Below are 19,101 nucleotides of genomic sequence, written 5' to 3'. Positions count from 1 at the left end.
GCTGCAAATGACCTGCTCGATGCTGCGGGACCGGTCCGCTGGTTCACCGCTGACAAGGGCTATGATGCTGATGCTCTGCGGCAGCGGCTTCGCAATGTCGGCGGGAGGCCCGTGATCCCAGGCCGATCAAACCGGAAGACACCGGTCGTCTACGACAAACGACGCTACCGTGAGCGCTGGCGGATCGAAGCTGCCTTCTGCCGCCTCAAGGACTTTCGACGCGTCGCAACCCGCTACGACAAGCTCGCCGCGAACTTCCTGTCCGCCGTCGCCCTCGCGACCATCATTGCCTTCTGGGTTTGATCGTGTCTCGACCCTAATAATTCGACGAATTAAATGTTGATTAACTATTATTGTTAAGCGCCAGTAATCGTTTTGCGGTCCAGATATCAGGCATAGCAAAGCGAGGGCTATTATTCCTCGTAGGCATGATGCCGGTTTGCTATGCCGGCTGACCCGGAATGTCCCTTTTTGTATTCTCGCGTACGGGACCCGTATCAATGACCTCCATTAATACCAATGTTTCGGCCATGACGGCTCTGCAGAGTCTGTCGATGATCAACAGCAACCTCGACCAGACCCAGAACCGCATTTCGACCGGCTATAAGGTCGGAGCCGCTTCCGACAACGCCGCCTACTGGTCAATCGCGACCACGATGCGCTCCGACAACAAGGCCCTCGGTGCCGTCGAGGATGCTCTCGGTCTCGGCTCGGCGAAGGTCGATGTCGCCTATACCGGTCTCAACGCCGCCATCGATGTCGTCGACGAGATCAAAACAAAGCTCGTCGCGGCCAAAGAACCGGGCGTCGATAGAGACAAGATCCAGTCGGAAATCGGCGAGCTGCAGAAGCAGCTGGGGTCAATTGCAAAGTCGGCATCGTTCTCCGGCGAGAACTGGCTGTCGGTTGATACTGCAGCAACCGCCGCTGTGACGTCAAAGGCCGTGGTTGCATCGTTCAATCGAACTGCGGGCGGATCGGTATCGGTCGGCGCGATCGACATCGATATCGGGTCGATCCGCCTATTCGATTCAGTTGGCACGACCGGCATTCTGAACGGAGCGACGCAGACCGGCAGCACGAACATTTCATCGTTCACAATCGCCACTGCGACGACCGATGCTCAGTTGACTACGATGATTTCGGACGTCGAAGAGGCGCTGGAGTCGATGACGACTGGGGCGGCAAACCTCGGCGCTGCCAAGAACCGCATGGACATCCAGTCGGAGTTCGTCTCCAATCTGCGTGACTCTATCGAGAAGGGTGTTGGCACGCTGGTCGATGCGGATATGACGGAAGAGTCGACCCGCCTGAAGGCGCTGCAGACGCAGCAGCAGCTCGGCGTCCAGGCGCTGTCGATCGCCAATTCCTCCTCGCAGTCGATCCTGTCGCTCTTCCGATAAGACACAGCGTTACCCACTGAATAAAGGGTCCGGCCGGAAGGCCGGGCCCCTTTTCGTATGCCTAGGCTAGTTCCACTTTATTGCTGAAATAGCCCATGCGTTTTGGAAATCCTTCTCGAGACAATTCCTCGATTATACATTTCGTTAACCATAAATTTTAAGCGAAAGTAAGATGGTGATGGCTCACACATGAAACATAGCAAAGCGAGGACCATCTGACTCCTCGCAGGCATGATGCCGGTTTGCTATGCCGGCTGACCCGGAATGTCCCTTTTTGTATTCTCGCGTACGGGACCCGTATCAATGACCTCCATCAATACCAATGTTTCGGCCATGACGGCTCTGCAGAGCCTGTCGATGATCAACAGCAACCTCGACCAGACCCAGAACCGCATCTCGACCGGGTATCGCGTCGGTGCGGCGTCGGACAATGCCGCCTACTGGTCGATCGCGACCACGATGCGCTCTGACAACAAGGCCCTCGGTGCCGTCGAAGATGCCCTCGGTCTCGGCCAGGCGAAGGTCGACGTCGCTTATACCGGTCTTAACGCTGCCATCGATGTCGTCGACGAGATCAAAAGCAAGCTCGTCGCGGCCAAAGAACCGGGCGTTGATAGAGACAAGATCCAGTCGGAGATTGGCGAGTTGCAGAAGCAGCTGGGGTCAATTGCAAAGTCGGCATCGTTCTCCGGCGAGAACTGGCTGTCGGTAAATTCCGACACCGGCGTAAACCCATCTTATCAAGCAACAAAATCGGTCGTTTCCTCCTTTAACCGTGATTCCGCTGGCGACGTTTCCGTTTCGACCATCGACATCAACACGGCAAGCACGGCATTGTTCGATGAAAATGGTGCTGCATCCGGTATTCTCGATGGTACCTTCGTGACTACGGGCGCTACGCCACTGACCGTTTCGGTCTTTAATTTGGATGTTTCTGTTGCTACAGTTGACGATCAAGATCTAAGTGACATGATCGACGGGGTAGAAAATGCGTTGGGTCTGATGACGACCGCTGCATCGAACCTCGGCGCTGCCAAGAACCGCATGGACATCCAGTCGGAGTTCGTCTCCAACCTGCGTGACTCTATCGAGAAGGGTGTTGGCACGCTGGTCGATGCGGACATGACCGAAGAATCGACCCGTCTGAAGGCGCTGCAGACGCAGCAGCAGCTGGGCGTTCAGGCCCTGTCGATCGCCAATTCGTCCTCGCAGTCGATCCTCTCGCTCTTCCGATAAGCGCCAGTGTCAACCGCTGAATGAAAGGTCCGGCCGCGAGGCCGGGCCTTTTTGCATTTTAACGAGGGCAGCTCCTACTAGCGAGCGTAGTGGCGTCGTTCAACCGCGATGCAACCGGAGCGGTGTCAGTCGGAACAATTGATGTCTTCGTCGGCGGGTCGAAGCTGTTCGGTGATGATGATCCGGCCGCGGCAGGAACGGCCAACGGTCTTCTGGATACTGAGACCACCACGACCAATAGGGGTGCTCCGGGAGTTTCCGTTGCCAATCTCGATATCACGGCAGCCTATGTTCAGGATGACGATCTGAGCGACATGATTCCAAAGGTCGATACCGCGCTCAAGGGTATGACCACAGGCGCCTCGAACCTCGGTGCCGCAATGAACCGGATGGATATCCAATCGGAGTTCGTCTCCAACCTGCGCGACTCCATCGAGAAGGGGGTCGGCACGCTGGTCGATGCCGACATGACCGAGGAGTCGACCCGCCTGAAGGCGCTGCAGACGCAGCAGCAGCTGGGCGTCCAGGCCCTGTCGATCGCCAATTCGTCCTCGGAATCGCTGTTGTTGCTCTTCCGGTAAAGATCCGCGCGTTTATATCACTGGGCTTGGCCGAAAGGCTGGGCCCAGTGTCATTTCCATCTATGGCGTCAAAGCGTTCGCGAACGAAGGCGACCATAGGCTCTCTCGTGCTATCGATTAACAGGCGAATATGTGACGGCATCAAGACCGATGCTCAGCGTAAGTGTCTGGCCATCCTTGACGACGGTGCCAACCTGCAACGCCAGTGCCGCGTGCGTGGCCGCATCGATCAGTGGTCCGCCGGACAGCCCGTGTGAGACGCCGCAATCACTGACGATCACCCCTCCTTCTGCTCGACCTTCAACGACGCAGTCGGGTGTTCGGGTCAGCACTTCGGAACGCTCCTGAGCAAACCCTGCGGCAAAAACCGCCTGGCCCATCCGCGAGGCGGCCGCGACTGCAAACGGCTGGTGAAGCGGCGGCGCATTTTCTTTCAAAGTCAGGACGGCCCAGTCGGACGACAGTGTTGAACGGGGCTGTTCGGGGTCGTAGCCTGCAGCGATCTCGACGTGTTCCGCCACAGTATGAAAGCTGTATGTTCCACGGTCGTAACCGAACAGGACGTGCACGGATTGCGGCCGGACATACTGCTTCGTTCGCGGGCTGTACAAGCAATGGGCAGCGGTCAAAACAGTTTGCGAATTAACCAGTATGCCCGTGCAGCGCCCGTAGACGCTGTTTGTCACCATCGCGATCCCAGACCAAGGGGCGGTGTTAGCCTCAACGCCTATTTCTGAACGCAGGGATTGCCCGAACACCGCGGCACTCGGAAGGAACAGCAGAAGGATAGCGGCAACAATCAGTCCAGCTCGCATCGTCATCGTCAGGACATGGCGCTGACGACGTCTTGGTGAAGTGCGATCACCAGCGTTTCGGCTGGCCGGATGCGGTTGCCGAATTGTTTTGCGAGGTTCGGGAGGAGCTCGAGCCGGCACATCACTATAGGAAGCCCACGCCTGCGTGATCCTTGTAGCGGTTCGCTCTTCGAATGTAGAGGCGCACCGTTCGCGGATCCTTGTGGCGACTTTGGTCCATAATCCGGTTTAGGTCCGCCCCACTCTCGGCGGCGCTCGTGATGAAGCCGGCACGAAGACTGTGACCAGCAAAGTCTTGCATATCCAGGCCGGCGGCGGCGGCGTAGCGCTTGACGATCAGCGCGACGCTTTGGGGGGTCAATCCCTTCGCCTGAATAACGTTGCCCCGCCGGATGCGTCGGAATATGGGGCCCTTTTGGATGTCGGCGGCATCCAGCCATGTCCGCAAGGTTTCGACAGGCATCAGACGCGTGCCGTGCGGTATCGCGACGACCTGACCCTCGCCTTCCTGGTCGGACTTCGACCGGGGAATGGTCGCGTCCGCTCCGTCGCTGCTGAAGGTGATATCCTCGACTTGCAGCGCGACGAGTTCGGACCGCCGGAACGCGCCGGCAAAGCCAAACGCCAACAGCGCGCAATCGCGTTTGCCCCGCAACGATGAAGCGCTGACATGCGACAGCATCACCGCGATGGCCGTGGCTGTTGCCGGCGCCGTCTGACGTTTCGCTGTTCCTTTCTGCCGTCGGATCCCGCGCAATGTGGCTTCTACCTCCATGGCGTCGGTTGGGCTGTCAGCGCCACGGGCTTTATGGGCAAACCGGATAGCACTGGCCTTTCGACTGATCGTTGACGCCTTCAGGCCCGCTGCCGCCCGGTTCGCCAAGAAAGCCGCCACGACCTGAGGCGACGCCGGCAAGCTCGGCGTACCGCGTTGTCTGCACCAGGCGGCAAATTCGTGAAAATCGGCTTGGTAGGCGCGCAGCGTGTTCGGCGCCATGGATGCCTCTGCGAAGAACTGCGCCTGCCGCGCGTCCTCGACGAGCAGGCCGTAGTCGACCTCGTCCAGAATTTGAAGACGACTGGTCATGAAGTGTCCGCAACCCCGATAGCTAGCGATAAGCGCCATTATCACTAGCTGAACTTCAGGCCAATTAAAATAGGTATTTCGGTTAAAAGGTGCTTAGAGACGCTTTTACCGAATTAACTATGCATTTCCAGATGGAGCACTCTACCCTCGCCGTGCTCATGGCGAAGGTTGCAAAACACCATCCCGGGTTGCGCTGAGCGAAAATTGTCGTATGGTTGACTTATCGTAAGCAGGGATGTGCATCATGGATGAGCAGATTATCAGCTATTACAAACAGTTCTTGTTTCGCACCCCGAGCGCGGAAGAGATCTCATACTGGGCGGGCGTAGCAGGCGAAGGCTCCCTCGCGGACGTCTCGGCGCAAATCCAAGGATCTCCGGAGAGTGTACAGATTCAGACCGTAACGTTGCCTGTCATCGCCTTCTACCAGGGCCTTCTCGGCCGAGCTCCAGACGCCGCTGGTCTTGAATACTGGTCGAATGTCATCGCCAATGGGGACTTAACGTTCCAGGATCTCACGCTTGCTTTTGCGGCTTCATCGGAATTCCAAGAGAAGAATCCAGATCTCGGCTCCACGCCGAGCACCACGGAAGTGGTGACTCTGTTCTACCAAAACATCATGGGCCGCGAGCCCGATGCGCAAGGCCTGAATTTCTTCCTCACCGCACTCGCTGACGGCACGTTCAACGTCGAGAATGTTGCCGCGTCCTTTCTGGCATCCCCGGAATTCCAGACTGAAAATGGCAACGCCCTTATTAATTTCATCGCAGACGTGGCGGATGGCCAAATCGACGATCCGGCGAACACCGGTCCGATCGGCGGCACGGGTGACTCTGAGCCCAATCAGGAACCCGAACCAGAGCCAGAGCCAGAGCCAGGGACTGGCGGAGGTAATCCACCGGCCGATACCACCCCGCCCCCGGCCCCGAGTTTTTCGCTTGCGGCAGGGTTCGAGAAGGGCATTGGCGAGGGGATTCCGGTCGGAACGGTCATCGGGACGCTTACCTCCGAAACAGGAGCGCAGCTCGTATTCTCGGATGGCACACCATTCCGCCTTGACGGGCAGCGGGTGATCCTAGATCAGCCTCTCGATTTTGAGACCGTACCCAACGTGACGTTCTCTGTCACAGCGGTCGATGCCGCAGGCAACGTTTCTCATGTAACCTCGCCCGAAATCCTCGTTCTAAACGAATTTCTCGTCGGTGGTGCAGGTAGCGAATACGGAACGATCGGAGCCGCCGTCACCGCCGCCACGGATACAAACCGAACGGATAAGCGCGCGGACGGCGAGCATATCGTTATTCGTGACGGAATTTATCAGGAACAGGTCGTTGTTGACCATGCCGACAACCTAAGCCTCCTTGGGCAAGGGATCGTCACAATCAGCGCCCCTCAGGATTTGGTAGTGACCGGCGCGGCAGATGCCCGCGACCACGTCGCGCTCATTCAGGTCAAGAACTCGCAGAATGTCAGCATTTCTGGGATCAATATCAATGGAGGGGAGGACGGCCGCGACGTTTCCTCAGTCGGAGGTGACAACCCTACATATGTTGGGATCAGCTATCTTGACTCATCGGGGTCGGTAACAGGAGTTACGGTCGCCAATATCCGGGATCCGTTGACCGACCAAGATGATGTTAACGGGGCCCAACGGGGCTACGGAGTGTTTGTCGAGAACACATTACCGTTGGGAGCATTGCCAGAGTTTACGTTGACGAATTCGACGATCACCGGCTTCCAAAAAGGCGGCGTCTATCTATGGAATGCAGATGTCGATATCACCGATAATGTCATCATCGGCCCAGGCGCTGAGAAGATCATGGCGCAGAACGGCATTGTAGCGCTGGGGTCGACAGGCGACATAATCGGAAACAAGATATCCGGGCTTGGATATGCGGGAACTCAGAATGTACAGTCAACCGGCATAATCGATATCAATAATACGAATATCAAAATATCGAATAACAATATAGATGGCGCGATATCTGCAGAAGTTAAATTTGGAGGGATAAGCACCTCAGGGCCAGATAATTCTATCGTTACGGATAATTTGATCACCCGCTACGGGGATCTTCCGTCCCAAGCTAGGTACGTAGATAATCTGTACGTCGGCTCAGGAAATCCCTCAGACGGGTTTGTGCTTGCTACATACAACAATGATGAGATTGTATTGGGTCTCGATGCAAGGATAACGCAAGGAGGGAGTTATGATCCGATACCAGGCACGAACACCTTCCGAATAGATCCAAATTCCGGACGGTTTGCGTATTCGGTATCAACCAACGAAGCATCCAGTCTCGACGACTACGAATTTAGATTGTTGATCGACAGAGATGGATCGGAAGACGTGGATTTCGTTGAGTTCAATCTATTCAGAGACGGCACGACCCTTGAATCAGTGGGCACTAGAACGAACGCTGGTGGAAATTCCCCCTACGATTGGATCACCAATGAGGATGGCGGACATATTGTCGATGATGGCGGCAATACGTGGGTGACGCAGAATATTGAGTCAGTCGCGTGGTTTCTTGCGGACGGTGATGATTTGAACTATGGCGATGAATATACAATCAAGCTACAAGCATTTGAGAAGGGTACAGAGACCGTAATCATCGAGAACGAAATTGTTCTGATTATGGGATTATAAGCACGACCGAGCGAAGCTGCGGGGAGTTGAGTTATGATCGAGGGCGCGTTTGTTTGTCGAACCGCCCTCGTTCTCCTACGGCAGGCACGGCAGCTGAGCAGGTATACGCCGACGGCGCTTATCATCATAAATCCTGCATATCGGCCCAACGAAGGACTGTAGGCGAGTGTAGGGAGTATGTGCCACAGCGGCGATTGTTGAGCGACGTGCGATCTATCAAACGGTTTGCCGCTTCTTTTCGTCTGGGGTAACCCGAATGGCAATCTCAGGCAGTCCCCTTGAGCGAAATAACAGGTTGAGGGCTTCGATCTGCAATTCGCCGACGGGCGTACCTTCTTCGATGGCAAGAATCTTGAGCTGACGGTGTGTCGCTTCGTCGACCTTGGACAAGACCGCCTTGTACGGAGGCCGTTGTTTTGTAGCGCTTGGCTCGACTGGCGTAGCCGCAGCCGGATTGCCTGCCGAGCCATTGTCATTGCGGTCGCCATGAGACTGCGATGCACCGACTTTACGGGGCGCCAAACTAGCAATCGATGGACGTTTCGTCATTGCATGAGGTCTTTCAGTTCCCGCCAAAGGGCGGCCGCCTCCCGCGCAGCCTTGCCGCCTGGCTCGTATTCAGCAGCATTCGAGCCGCTAAGCAGTGCATGCGAAAAGGCAGCTCTTTGACCGATAGTTGCGGTGCAGACATCAGCGCCAATGGCATCCAGGTAGCTGCGGGCTTCCCTGACAATACTAGCCTCGCCTCCGGTCATCGGGGGTGGCGTCCCTGTCAGAATACCGATTGCGGGCCGCTTCAACGCGCGGGCCATGCTGAACGTGGCCTCTGCAGCCCGCAGGTCAAACAGTGAAGGCCGGATTGGCACCGCGACGAGGTGTGCCGAACGCATGGCTTCTGAGATCGAGGCTTCATTGTGAGGCGGGCAGTCGATCATGGCGTATTGAAAGCCCTCGGCTTCGACCGCGGCAAGGATTGAGTGAAGATTGGTGGCATCCGTCGGCACGACAAGGGGCCGTTCGGCCTGCCGCAGTTCGTACCAGACAGATGCAGATGCTTGTGGATCCGCATCCAAAAGGACACAGCCACCGTCTGCATCAGCCAAGCCGGCGAGGTGAACGCAGATCGTCGTTTTGCTAGACCCCCCTTTCCGGCTCGCCATTGCTAAAACTTTCAAAATACACCTTTTGACAATTCAACCGATTAACCGAAGTCAGTACGCTATAACCAACCGCGGTTGAAGCCATTCCTTTCTCTGGCTTTATGGTTAACGCGCGATTAACGGTGATCCTCGGACGCCACATGCAGCCTATTACACCTGCATATTCGGTTAAAACGTTAAAAGGCACCGACGTTAAATGCGAAATTGTCATTCGGTCCGCAGCTTCGCAATAGTGAAGTCGCACCGAAGCGCACATTGTTTCCGTTTCAAAGCGCACGCATCACCCACGTGCAGCTGACGACAAGAGCCAGTCTGAGAATAGGTTTTGCCCGGCTCTGAGGTTATAAGTTTCACACAGTTGGTAGAGAGAAAATCGCGTGTGCAATCAGGAAGCTATGGTTTCGCACCAAGGAGGAAGCATTTGAGCCAGAAATCGCGCCGCTTGATTGCGGGTGCCGTTTTGCTGGGTTGCGTTCAGGCACTCACGGCGTGTGCGAGGCCCACCTCCGTTTCCGCATTCGCCGAACAAACGATCGATTACCTTGATGTATTCCAAACCAAAAGGAATACGCCCCGTACTCTCGTCCATAACAAAGGTATCGATATCGTAACGCTTTCTCCGGAGCAGAAAGGTCGCCTTGGCACGGTCGTTGTTCGAGCGTTTCCCGACAACTGGACCATTCGATTTCTGCCGACCAAGGCGGGCCGGGACCCAAAGGGTGATTTGGCAATTTGCGGCATGGTTACGGCAACTGGGCACGCGAATGCCAGTGCGCGTCCTTACCTTTTCATTGTAGAGGCTGCGTTGTTACGGAACGGCGAATTGGGTCCGTTCCGTCTTGTGTCGATCTCCGAAAGCGGTACTGAGCAATTGCAGATATATTCGCGTTGCCGAGAGGCAGGTCTGATCTGACCCATCGACGCAGGATACGATCATGACCGAGGACGGTGACGGCGTTCTTCGGAATTGGCGTGGGACCTCGAGGTTGTCATCAGCCTTGGATGACTGACGCAAAGTGGAGGCAACAGAAGTGCGCCTTCTGGTGACAGGACGATATGGCCAGCTGGCACGGTCTCTGGCAGATCTGGCCGGACCGGGTCTGGCAGTGATTGCGCTGGGACGCGATCGTCTCGATATCACCGACCGTACGGCCATCGACCGCATCATCGCTGAATATGCGCCTGATGTATTGGTCTCCGCCGCTGCCTACACCGCAGTCGACCGAGCAGAAGACGATGAAGCCGCGGCTTTCAGTGCCAATTGCAATGGCGCTTATAATGTCGCGGCGGCCGCAGAAGCAGCAAATCTTCCGGTTATCCATATTTCGACGGATTATGTGTTTTCTGGTGAGAAGCCCGCAGCCTACACCGAAACCGATCATGCGGAGCCTTGCACGGTCTACGGCCGGTCCAAGCTTGCCGGAGAACAGGCGGTCCTGCGTGCGAACGAGCGGTCAGTCATATTGCGCACGGCTTGGGTTCATAGCCCGTACGGAATGAATTTCCTGAAAACGATGCTGCGCCTTGCTCGTGACAAGGAGACCATTCGTGTCGTTTCTGATCAATATGGCACGCCGACTTACGCCTTAGATATTGCCTCCGGCATCGTGGCGGTTGCGCGGCGCGTGGTTGCCAATCGTGAAGCTGATGACTGGCGTGGCATTTTCCACCTGGTCGCCTCGGGGGAAACCACCTGGGCAGGCTTTGCGGAAGAGATTTTCCGGGTATCAGGTAAGTTTGGTGGCCCAACGGCCCAGGTGGAGCCGATCGCAAGCGCGGACTATCCCACTGTCGCAAGGCGGCCCATGAATTCGCGCCTAGATACAACAAAATTCTCTCATATTTTTGGAGAGGCGCTTCCTACATGGCAGGACGGCGTAGCCCGCAGCCTTGCTGCCGGAAAGTTCGGATAATGCTGAAAACTCGGCATGCCGCCAGCGGTGAATGACGCAACGTCCCCGCAATAGGAAATCCGTCCAGTCCATCGATAGACGTCCTTCCTACTGTGTTATGCTTGGATCATACACATCATCGAACATGCATCCGCGCTTGTCTGGGATGCCAATGCGAGATTCACTGTCCCAACAGGCAAGTCGCTGCTGCCCTGCCTACCAGGGATGAGGGAATACGAGGCAAACGATCGAGCCGGACGGGGAGTGCAAAATGGACGAGAATCCCACTGACGACTTCCTCCAAGAAGCTCGCGAAGCAATGTACGACATATTGGCCGAGTCCTATGAGGTTGAACCCCACCTCGATCATATTGAGAAATTGGCTTTTGATATTCCGGCCCCCAATCCGCATACACCCAAGATCGTTGAGGCCGTCATTGGAGCTCGGAGCGCTCTCACCCGCCATAGCGAATATTCGGGGACTGTGGCAGGGTTTGTGATCATGAGCCCGTACCATGAGCACGCCGCCTGTTATCATACGTTCAGCCTTACACTCGCCGAAGCCTGGTCCCGCCATCTCGGCCCTCATGCATATGAGTTGAGCACCAACGAGCGTTTGGAACGGATCAGGCAATGGCTCGACGAGGGCTGGTCGCCACGGAAGGCGACGATGACCATCAGGGAAAGCTAAACTGAGGGTCCACCGAAGCCCATTCCAATGAGTTTTTGCCGGCGTTTCGCCAGATGGAGGGCGCCAACAAGGGCGGCCACTGCTCCTGCTTCATGTCCAAAACCAATTCTGCTAAGAGCCCGGCAGTTTGTCAGCTTGGGAGCTCAAGGCTCTGCCCACACCGATTGTTACCTACGACGCCGACACCTACAGGCGGACTCCTATTGCAAGCACCGCCCGTGACCTCATAGCGGGGGCGAAACTCGTCGAGCTTTGGGGCACGATGGGTTGGCTTGATATGCGCCAGCGCTACCGTCGATCCGTGATGGGCCCATTTTGGGTGACGTTGAGCCTTGCCGCCTTCGTCCTTGGTTTGGGCATTACCTACGGTGCCATCTTCGGCATGCCTCTGGCCGACTATCTGCCATATCTGAGCGTAGGCATCGTCATCTGGACTCTCCTGTCCGGGTTTCTGCTCGAAGGATGCCAGACGTTCACGGGCTCGGAAGCGGCTATCAAGCAGATGCCGGCACCCTTGTGTATTCACCTCTATCGCCTGCTATGGCGGTCACTGATCATTTTCTTCCACAATATGATCATCATCGTCGCCGTTCTGCTGATCTTCGGCGTCAATCCAGGCTGGACGGGTCTCCTGGCCATTCCTGGTTTGCTGGTGGTACTGCTCAATGGCGGCGCTTTGGGGCTTCTGCTGGGTACACTCAGCGCTCGTTTTCGGGATATTCCTCCGCTCGTTGCCAACATGGTGCAAATGCTGTTTTTCGTCACGCCAGTCATCTGGCAGGCGGAGGCTCTTGGCGATCGCCGGATCATCGCGGAGTGGAATCCGCTCTATCATATGATCGAGTTGGTCAGGGCGCCGCTTCTGCACGGTCCGGCGTCTGCAACCAACTGGATCATTGCCCTCCTGTTCACTGCTGCCAGCTGCGTTCTCGCCTTCGGGTTTTACGCCCGGTTTCGCTGGCGCATCCCCTACTGGCTCTAGGCCCCTATCGTGAATTCCATCGAACTTCAGAACGTCGGCGTCAGCTTTCCGATCTATGGCGGGTCCGCGCGATCTTTGCGCAACCGGATTGTCAGCGGAGCGACCGGGGGCAGCATTGGGTCTGACCAGCGTGCGCGGACCTGCGTGGAAGCTCTCGCAGACGTCAATCTGTCCATTGCCGATGGCGAACGGGTGGCTTTGATCGGCCACAATGGGGCCGGCAAGACAACGCTCCTGCGCGTTCTGGCAGGTATCTACCCACCGCAAAGCGGCCGCCTTCGCGTCGAGGGACATATTGCACCCTTGTTCGACATCGGCTTTGGCATGGATCCCGACGCTACAGGCTATGACAATATTCGCCTACGTGGCCTTTTCCTTGGCCTGACACGCCGGCAGGTGGAAGAACGGATTGGCGATATTGCTGATTTTACCGAACTCGGCTCCTTCCTCGACATGCCGATCCGCACCTATTCAGCGGGCATGCAGGCGCGCCTGTCCTTCGCCATTTCAACCAGTATCAAACCTGAAATCCTTCTCCTGGACGAAGGCATCGGCGCAGGGGACTCGGCATTTATCGATAAGGCGCGAGCGCGTATCCAGTCGTTCATATCGCAGGCGGCGATCCTCGTTCTCGCCTCACACAGCCGTGGGCTCCTGTCGCAGTTGTGCACTCGAGGCGTGAGGCTGGAACACGGCCGTATCATCGACGATGGCCCGCTGGAGGAAGTCTTGGAGCGTTACGAAGGCAAGGATCCCTCGGGCGAGTAGGCCTCTATCCACATTGGTACTGCGCACGATCAAGAACGATCGGTCGACCCGGACCGATTGCGGCAGGCCGGAAAGGCTGAGGGAGAAAATGGCCAAGCGGTTTCTAGTGACGGGTGGAGCTGGCTTCATCGGTTCTGCCGTCGTGCGGCGCTTGATCGAAGCGACCAATCATGAAGTCCTGGTTTTCGATGCTCTCACCTATGCCGGAAACCTGGACAATCTGGCTTCGGTCGCGGCTAGCGACCGCTACAGCTTCCTGCATGCTGACATCAACGATGCCAGTGCTGTACGAGAGGCGTTCTCTAGTTTCTCGCCTGACATTGTCATGCATTTGGCGGCAGAGAGCCACGTCGATCGGTCCATCGACGCACCGATGGCATTTATCAACACCAACATCGTGGGCACTGCGGTTCTTCTGAACGCGGCCCTCGGCCATTACCGCAGTCTTGACGAAGCACGGAGACGCATTTTCCGGTTTCACCACATATCGACCGACGAGGTGTTCGGCTCGCTCGGCAAAGAAGGTCTCTTCACCGAGAAGACGGCCTACGATCCGCGTTCACCCTACTCGGCATCAAAGGCTTCGTCCGACCACCTGGTACGCGCGTGGCACCACACCTTCGACCTGCCGGTGGTGGTCACAAACTGCTCCAATAATTACGGGCCGTACCATTTCCCCGAGAAGCTGATCCCGCTCATCATTCTCAATGCTCTGGAGAGCAGGGCATTACCGATCTACGGGCGAGGCGAGAACATTCGTGACTGGCTGTATGTCGAAGATCACGCCAAAGCCCTGATCCTCGCAGCTGAAAAAGGCCACGCCGGCGAGACATACGCCATTGGGGGCAAGGCCGAGCGCCAAAACGTCGACGTCGTGCGCACAGTTTGCCGGATACTCGATCGCCTGCAGCCCGATCAGAACGGGCCCTATGAGCGTCTCATAACGTATGTTCCTGATCGTCCGGGGCACGACGCGCGTTACGCCATCGACACGACCAAGATCGAACGCGACCTCGGCTGGAAGCCTGAGGAGACGTTCGAGACCGGTCTGGAAAAGACCGTTGCCTGGTACCTCGAACACCGCCAGTGGTGGACGGCAATCCGGTCAAAGAACTACCAGGGCGAGCGGCTCGGCATTGGTCAATGACGGCCAACCCTGTCCGCGGCAAGCGGGAACCATCACTGCGAACAATCAACTCCATGAAAGGCCTGCTGTGAGCTCCCCCTTCCTCGAAGTTACAAGGACCGAACTGGATGGCGTTCTGATCTTAAAGCCACGGCGGTTCGGCGATCAGCGCGGCTGGTTTTGTGAGACCTACAGCCAGGAACGGCTGAAGGAAGCCGGTATCGATCTTGTCTTCGTGCAAGATAACCAGTCGTTTTCAGCAGAAATCAACACACTCCGCGGATTGCATTTTCAGGGCCCGCCATTGGCACAGGACAAGCTCGTGCGTGTGCTCTCCGGCACCATCCTCGACGTGGCCGTCGACCTTCGGAAGGCTTCGCCGACGTTTGGGCAGCATCTGAGCGTCGAGCTCACGGCAGAGAACGGCCTTCAGCTGCTGGTGCCAAAGGGCTTCGCCCATGGCTTCGTAACCCGTGCGGCGAACACGTCGGTCTTTTACAAGGTAACCGCCCCATACGCGCCAGACCTCGACAAGGGGCTGGCGTTCGACGACCCCTCATTGGCGATCGACTGGGGGGTCACGCGCGAGACGGCAGTCCTGTCCGACAAGGACAAGATACAGCCAAGCCTTTCTGAACTGCCGGACGTGTTTTGATGCAGGATACCAGTAGCAAAGCCACAGGGCCGCTTTCTGTCTTGTGGCTTGCACTCGCTCCAGCCCAAACTTTCCCCGGCGATGATATCGACCGTGCCGAGTCAGATGCTCCCGCATGGCCCTCAACGGACGCAACAAAGGGCAATCGAAAAGGTTCGATGCTGCCAGCATCCTGGCAAGCGGATCGCTATGCAGACGCTGTCACGCAACGGGGGAATTGGCGATGAAGGGCATTATCCTGGCGGGTGGCAGCGGCACGCGGCTTTATCCGATGACGCAAACGATGTCGAAGCAGCTGCTGCCTATCTACGACAAGCCAATGATCTACTATCCATTGACGACCCTGATGCTGGCAGGAATCCGGGACATCCTGATTATTTCGACGCCTCGCGATCTGCCGCATTTCCAGAAGCTGTTGGGAGACGGCAAGCCCTGGGGAATCGATCTGGCTTACGCCGAGCAACCATCCCCGGATGGCCTCGCTCAAGCTTATCTCATCGGCGCCGATTTTGTGTCCGGTGAGGCTTCAGCCTTGATCCTCGGAGACAATCTCTTCTACGGCCACGGCCTGCCAACGCTGATGGAAGAGGCTCGCAACCGGGTACAGGGCAAACTCGGCGCCAGCATCTTCGCCTATCACGTAAACGATCCGGAGCGGTACGGCGTCGTTGATTTCGACGCCGGTGGGAAGGCTGTCTCCATCGAAGAAAAGCCAAGCGAGCCGAAGTCGAACTGGGCAGTATCCGGCCTCTACTTCTACGATGGCCGTGCCAGCGAGCTGGCGGCAACACTGAAACCATCGCGTCGTGGCGAGTTAGAAATTACCGATCTTAATCGGTTATATCTAACGGAAGGCACACTCGACGTGTGTAGCATGGGCCGGGGCTATGCGTGGCTCGATACCGGGACCCCCGAGTCCCTTGTCGAGGCGGCGCAGTTCGTTATGACCCTTGATCGCCGCCAAGGGGTCAAGATCGCCTGTCCGGAAGAGATCGCCTACCGCCAAGGCTTCATCGATAAGGCCGCACTGGCCGAGCTTGGTCGAGATCTCGGCAGCAGTCCGTATGGCCGTTATCTGCAGAAAATCGCCGGCGATCATATCTGAAATGACGCAGACAACTCGTCCTATTACACCAACGATCCGCGTTGCCGTCGGGGTGACAATCTTCCGGCCGGATTGGAGCTTGCTCCAGCCCTTGGTCGATCTTTTCCAGCCGATGGGGCTGGAAGTCTTTGCCCATATTGATGGACCGATAGGGATGGCCATCGAACCTGAAACGCTCGAGGCCCTAGAAGCGCGCCCCTGGGTCCGCCTCCTCCGGACGCCGGAGAACCAGGGAATCGGCTTTGCACTGAATAAGCTGGCTGAAGCCGCAGGGGGCGCCGGAGCGAGCCACCTTCTTGTTTTTGATCAGGATTCGTCACCTAACCCCCAGTTGCCGGCACTGCTGGTTTCGGCATTCACTGCTCTTCAAAAAGCGGGCGAACTCCCGGCTGTCGTTGGGCCACGCCCTGTCGTACCCGCTGGGGAAATTGGGCAGCCTCCCCGTTACGTCTTTCGCGGACAATCAATGGCCCATTGTGAGGCCGTGGATTACGTCATCACCTCTGGATCGCTGGTGGACCTGTCGGCGTTTTCGGTGATCGGGCCTTTCCGAGCGGATTACTTCATCGATGGTATCGACGTGGAATGGAGCCTGCGTGCTTGGGATCACGGCTTCTCCGTCTGGATCACAAAAAATGCGGAATTGCCGCATCGCATTGGCTATGGCGTGATCAAGTTTGGCTTCCTGCGCTTTCCTGATCAAAGCCAGACACGCATGATCACCTATGTGCGAAACCGGGCCGCGATGTTGCGCCTTTCGCACATGCCTTTACGCTGGAAACTGCAAAGCCTCATATACGTGCCGCTCCAATCCATTGCCTATGCCTGCAATCGGGGCGGATGGTCGTTCCTTTGGCGTCTCGTACGAGCGGCTGCCGATGGCTGGAAGGGGCGCCTTACGCCCGTGAATATGGGGCGTTAACGGGACACTTTCATGACGCTTGCTACGCCCCGGTTCACTATCTTTGCTCAGATCCATTATCCGGAGATATGGGATGAGATGGTCCGCCAGATCGACGAGGCTGTGGATGTTCCCTTCGCGTTGGTGATGTCGTTCCGTGACGCGGAAACCGTTCTTTCGCTTCCCCAAACCTCGCATCTTCATTTCGTAGAACGGGTTTGTGTTGAAAACCGTGGCCGCGACGTTCTGCCATTCCTGGAGTGCTTGCGCCGCCTGAAGGATGCGCCTCTTCCTGATATTGGCCTCAAGCTCCACACAAAAAAGTCCCCACACCGTGACGATGGATTGGATTGGCGCAACGCCTTGATCCTCTCGCTTCTGGAAACGGGGGGACAGGGAATGTCTCGGTTAGCGGCACTCGATTTGATGGAAGCGCAATCCAGGATCGGCCTCATAGCGCCGCGCCATAGTTTTCTGCCAGTCAGGGGCCGCATCGGAAGCAACCGCTCAGGCATGCGACGTATGGCGGATCGGATGGGAATAGCCCTCGATCAAATTTTAACCGACCATGCCCGCTTTCCGGCCGGTTCCATGTTCTGGTTCCGGCGCGCGGCGCTGAGTGATTTCGCTCACGCGAAGTACGCCGATCTTTTCGAACCAGAGACCGGAAAGCTGGACGGGACCATGGCGCATGCCGCAGAGCGCCTTTTTGCTCTAGCAGCCGAACACCAGGGCTTCTTCACTCTTCCAATGGAGTCGGTCCATTCAGTTGGCGGATTGGTCGGAAAAAATATTGCCTACTCCGAATTTGTAGAGTGCGTCCGGCATAGCGAAATGTTCAAATATAATGCCTTTATTAGACCACTTCCCAAAGTGGCCCAGCGCTATGAAAGCGTGATGATTGTTGCTCATTTTCTCAAACACACCCTTCCCAAGCCACTGTGGCAAACCGGCCGCACGGCCGTACGGCGCGCTTTGAATTCGTTGGAAAAGACGCGTTAGCATCATAGCCTCATGGCTGTTGTATGAGGTCGTTCTTAGGTGAAGATGAGGGGCTGAAGCTGGCGCCTTACGGAGAAGTGTGATGGTCCAAGTCTCGAACTACCAGGCGCTTTTGTCTGGCTCCTCCTGGTATCGGGCCGACCTCGTCGGCAGACCCGTCATACTGACCTATTCGTTCGAAACGGTAGCACCGGCTTATTTCAGTTCTAGAGATCCGCAAGGGGCGGCGACGATCCAGTCTCTCAGCGAAAGCGAGAAGGCGGTGGTTCGCGAGGCGCTCGCGCAATGGGCGAGCGTAAGCGGCGTTACCTTTTTGGAAACAGCGCGGCATCAGGGCGACCTGACGTTCGCTTTTTACGACTTCGCGCAGCTGGCAACGCCGAGTGATGCGGGTGGCCTGGGCTATTATCCGTCATCCTTTGTCTATGCCCAGAATGGCATTGATCATGCTTACTCAGGTGAGGCGCTCATCGGCGGCGATATCCTGTTTTCGGCCAGCTATCGGCAGAGTCCATTCTTCATGGAAGATCTCGAAAATCTTGCCCTGCATGAGATAGGTCATGCTCTAGGGCTCAAGCATCCTTTTGATGTGACAGTCGGCCATCAAGAAACGCTGACAGGTTCGGCCGATAACGGCCACAACACAGTGATGAGTTATACGGCTCCGTGGCTTGACCAACTTGGTCCGTTGGACATCGCTGCCGCCCAGCATCTTTACGGCGGACCAAATTCGGACGGCAGTCATCTCGCCTCTTTTCATTGGGACCCCGTCGCTGAGCGACTGACCCAAGTGGGGACGGCAGGTGTGGATCTCCTGCGTGGTACCGGCGCATCAGATGTGGTCTACAGCGCGGGGGGAGCAGACGTCATCTATACCGCTCAGGGCAACGACCATATTGTCTTGGTCGGCCAGGCCGCTGAGGTGAAGTACGCATACGCTGTAGGCCGCAGGCTCGATTTCACGTAGTCTTTAGTGCGCCTTTGATCTGATCGGCGATGATGTCACGAAGCGCGTCGATACCGGCCTCGGTGAAGGCGAGCGTTTGGCGA

General features: G+C 56.9%; 20 protein-coding genes. 16 read left to right on the top strand and 4 right to left on the bottom strand.

The window, feature by feature from the left end; genetic code table 11:
• The 4 genes from H9Q09_RS21665 to H9Q09_RS21650 form a co-directional block, all read left to right on the top strand.
• The coding region (locus tag H9Q09_RS21665) for a transposase (RefSeq protein ID WP_187392791.1) at positions 1-303 on the top strand (303 nt) is incomplete at its 5' end.
• 197 nt (positions 304-500) lie between these two features.
• On the top strand, positions 501-1,403 hold the full coding sequence (locus tag H9Q09_RS21660) for a flagellin (RefSeq protein WP_187392790.1): 903 nt from the start codon (positions 501-503) through the stop codon (positions 1,401-1,403).
• Positions 1,404-1,706: 303 nt separating this feature from the next.
• On the top strand, positions 1,707-2,639 hold the full coding sequence (locus H9Q09_RS21655; RefSeq protein ID WP_187392789.1) for a flagellin: 933 nt from the start codon (positions 1,707-1,709) through the stop codon (positions 2,637-2,639).
• Positions 2,640-2,728: 89 nt separating this feature from the next.
• Entirely contained in the window at positions 2,729-3,220 is a 492-nt protein-coding gene (locus tag H9Q09_RS21650; RefSeq protein WP_187392788.1) for a flagellin, read from the top strand.
• Positions 3,221-3,330: 110 nt separating this feature from the next.
• Here the strand turns inward: H9Q09_RS21650 and H9Q09_RS21645 are convergent, their stop codons facing one another.
• Both H9Q09_RS21645 and H9Q09_RS21640 read right to left on the bottom strand, forming a co-directional pair.
• On the bottom strand, positions 3,331-4,035 hold the full coding sequence (locus H9Q09_RS21645) for a trypsin-like peptidase domain-containing protein (RefSeq protein WP_187392787.1): 705 nt from the start codon (positions 4,033-4,035) through the stop codon (positions 3,331-3,333).
• Positions 4,036-4,159: 124 nt separating this feature from the next.
• Positions 4,160-5,122, bottom strand: coding sequence for a site-specific integrase (locus H9Q09_RS21640; protein WP_246716276.1), 963 nt, complete (start codon positions 5,120-5,122; stop codon positions 4,160-4,162).
• Positions 5,123-5,366: 244 nt separating this feature from the next.
• Here H9Q09_RS21640 and H9Q09_RS21635 point away from each other — a divergent pair, with 244 nt between their 5' ends.
• Positions 5,367-7,769 (top strand): DUF4214 domain-containing protein, encoded by a 2,403-nt coding sequence (locus H9Q09_RS21635; RefSeq protein WP_187392786.1) that lies wholly within the window; start codon positions 5,367-5,369, stop codon positions 7,767-7,769.
• Positions 7,770-7,985: 216 nt separating this feature from the next.
• On the opposite strand, the gene H9Q09_RS21630 is transcribed toward H9Q09_RS21635, so the two are convergent.
• Complete coding sequence (locus H9Q09_RS21630; protein ID WP_187392785.1) at positions 7,986-8,318, bottom strand: ribbon-helix-helix domain-containing protein; 333 nt, start codon at positions 8,316-8,318, stop codon at positions 7,986-7,988.
• Positions 8,315-8,929, bottom strand: a complete 615-nt coding sequence (locus H9Q09_RS21625) for a ParA family protein (protein ID WP_246716275.1) — start codon at positions 8,927-8,929, stop codon at positions 8,315-8,317. Before H9Q09_RS21625 ends, H9Q09_RS21630 begins: the two co-directional genes overlap by 4 nt.
• 421 nt (positions 8,930-9,350) lie before the next feature.
• Between H9Q09_RS21625 and H9Q09_RS21620 the strand changes: the two genes are divergently transcribed.
• From H9Q09_RS21620 to H9Q09_RS21570, 11 genes are all read left to right on the top strand, one after another.
• Positions 9,351-9,842: a hypothetical protein gene (locus tag H9Q09_RS21620; RefSeq protein ID WP_187392783.1), complete on the top strand. Its 492-nt coding sequence runs from the start codon at positions 9,351-9,353 to the stop codon at positions 9,840-9,842.
• Between the two features lie 118 nt (positions 9,843-9,960).
• Positions 9,961-10,842, top strand: a complete 882-nt coding sequence (rfbD, locus tag H9Q09_RS21615; protein WP_187392782.1) for a dTDP-4-dehydrorhamnose reductase — start codon at positions 9,961-9,963, stop codon at positions 10,840-10,842.
• 250 nt (positions 10,843-11,092) lie between these two features.
• On the top strand, positions 11,093-11,512 hold the full coding sequence (locus tag H9Q09_RS21610) for a hypothetical protein (protein WP_187392781.1): 420 nt from the start codon (positions 11,093-11,095) through the stop codon (positions 11,510-11,512).
• A gap of 127 nt (positions 11,513-11,639) precedes the next feature.
• Positions 11,640-12,494 (top strand): ABC transporter permease, encoded by an 855-nt coding sequence (locus H9Q09_RS21605; protein WP_187392780.1) that lies wholly within the window; start codon positions 11,640-11,642, stop codon positions 12,492-12,494.
• A gap of 9 nt (positions 12,495-12,503) precedes the next feature.
• The gene (locus H9Q09_RS21600; protein WP_187392779.1) at positions 12,504-13,262 is read left to right on the top strand and encodes an ABC transporter ATP-binding protein; all 759 of its coding nucleotides are present in this window, start codon (positions 12,504-12,506) and stop codon (positions 13,260-13,262) included.
• A gap of 88 nt (positions 13,263-13,350) precedes the next feature.
• The gene (gene rfbB, locus H9Q09_RS21595) at positions 13,351-14,409 is read left to right on the top strand and encodes a dTDP-glucose 4,6-dehydratase (protein WP_187392778.1); all 1,059 of its coding nucleotides are present in this window, start codon (positions 13,351-13,353) and stop codon (positions 14,407-14,409) included.
• 67 nt (positions 14,410-14,476) lie between these two features.
• Complete coding sequence (gene rfbC, locus H9Q09_RS21590; protein WP_187392777.1) at positions 14,477-15,043, top strand: dTDP-4-dehydrorhamnose 3,5-epimerase; 567 nt, start codon at positions 14,477-14,479, stop codon at positions 15,041-15,043.
• Between the two features lie 223 nt (positions 15,044-15,266).
• Positions 15,267-16,148 (top strand): glucose-1-phosphate thymidylyltransferase RfbA, encoded by an 882-nt coding sequence (rfbA, locus tag H9Q09_RS21585; RefSeq protein WP_187392776.1) that lies wholly within the window; start codon positions 15,267-15,269, stop codon positions 16,146-16,148.
• Positions 16,081-17,070 (top strand): glycosyltransferase, encoded by a 990-nt coding sequence (locus tag H9Q09_RS21580; protein ID WP_187392775.1) that lies wholly within the window; start codon positions 16,081-16,083, stop codon positions 17,068-17,070. Before rfbA ends, H9Q09_RS21580 begins: the two co-directional genes overlap by 68 nt.
• A gap of 12 nt (positions 17,071-17,082) precedes the next feature.
• The gene (locus tag H9Q09_RS21575) at positions 17,083-18,051 is read left to right on the top strand and encodes a rhamnan synthesis F family protein (protein ID WP_187392774.1); all 969 of its coding nucleotides are present in this window, start codon (positions 17,083-17,085) and stop codon (positions 18,049-18,051) included.
• Positions 18,052-18,133: 82 nt separating this feature from the next.
• On the top strand, positions 18,134-19,018 hold the full coding sequence (locus H9Q09_RS21570; RefSeq protein WP_187392773.1) for a matrixin family metalloprotease: 885 nt from the start codon (positions 18,134-18,136) through the stop codon (positions 19,016-19,018).
• Positions 19,019-19,101 lie beyond the last annotated feature (83 nt).

It is taken from the genome of Aurantimonas sp. DM33-3, from assembly GCF_014334315.1.
GTDB lineage: Bacteria > Pseudomonadota > Alphaproteobacteria > Rhizobiales > Rhizobiaceae > Aurantimonas > Aurantimonas coralicida.
Note: the sequence above shows the minus strand (reverse complement) of the source record. Positions and strands in the feature narration are given on the sequence as shown.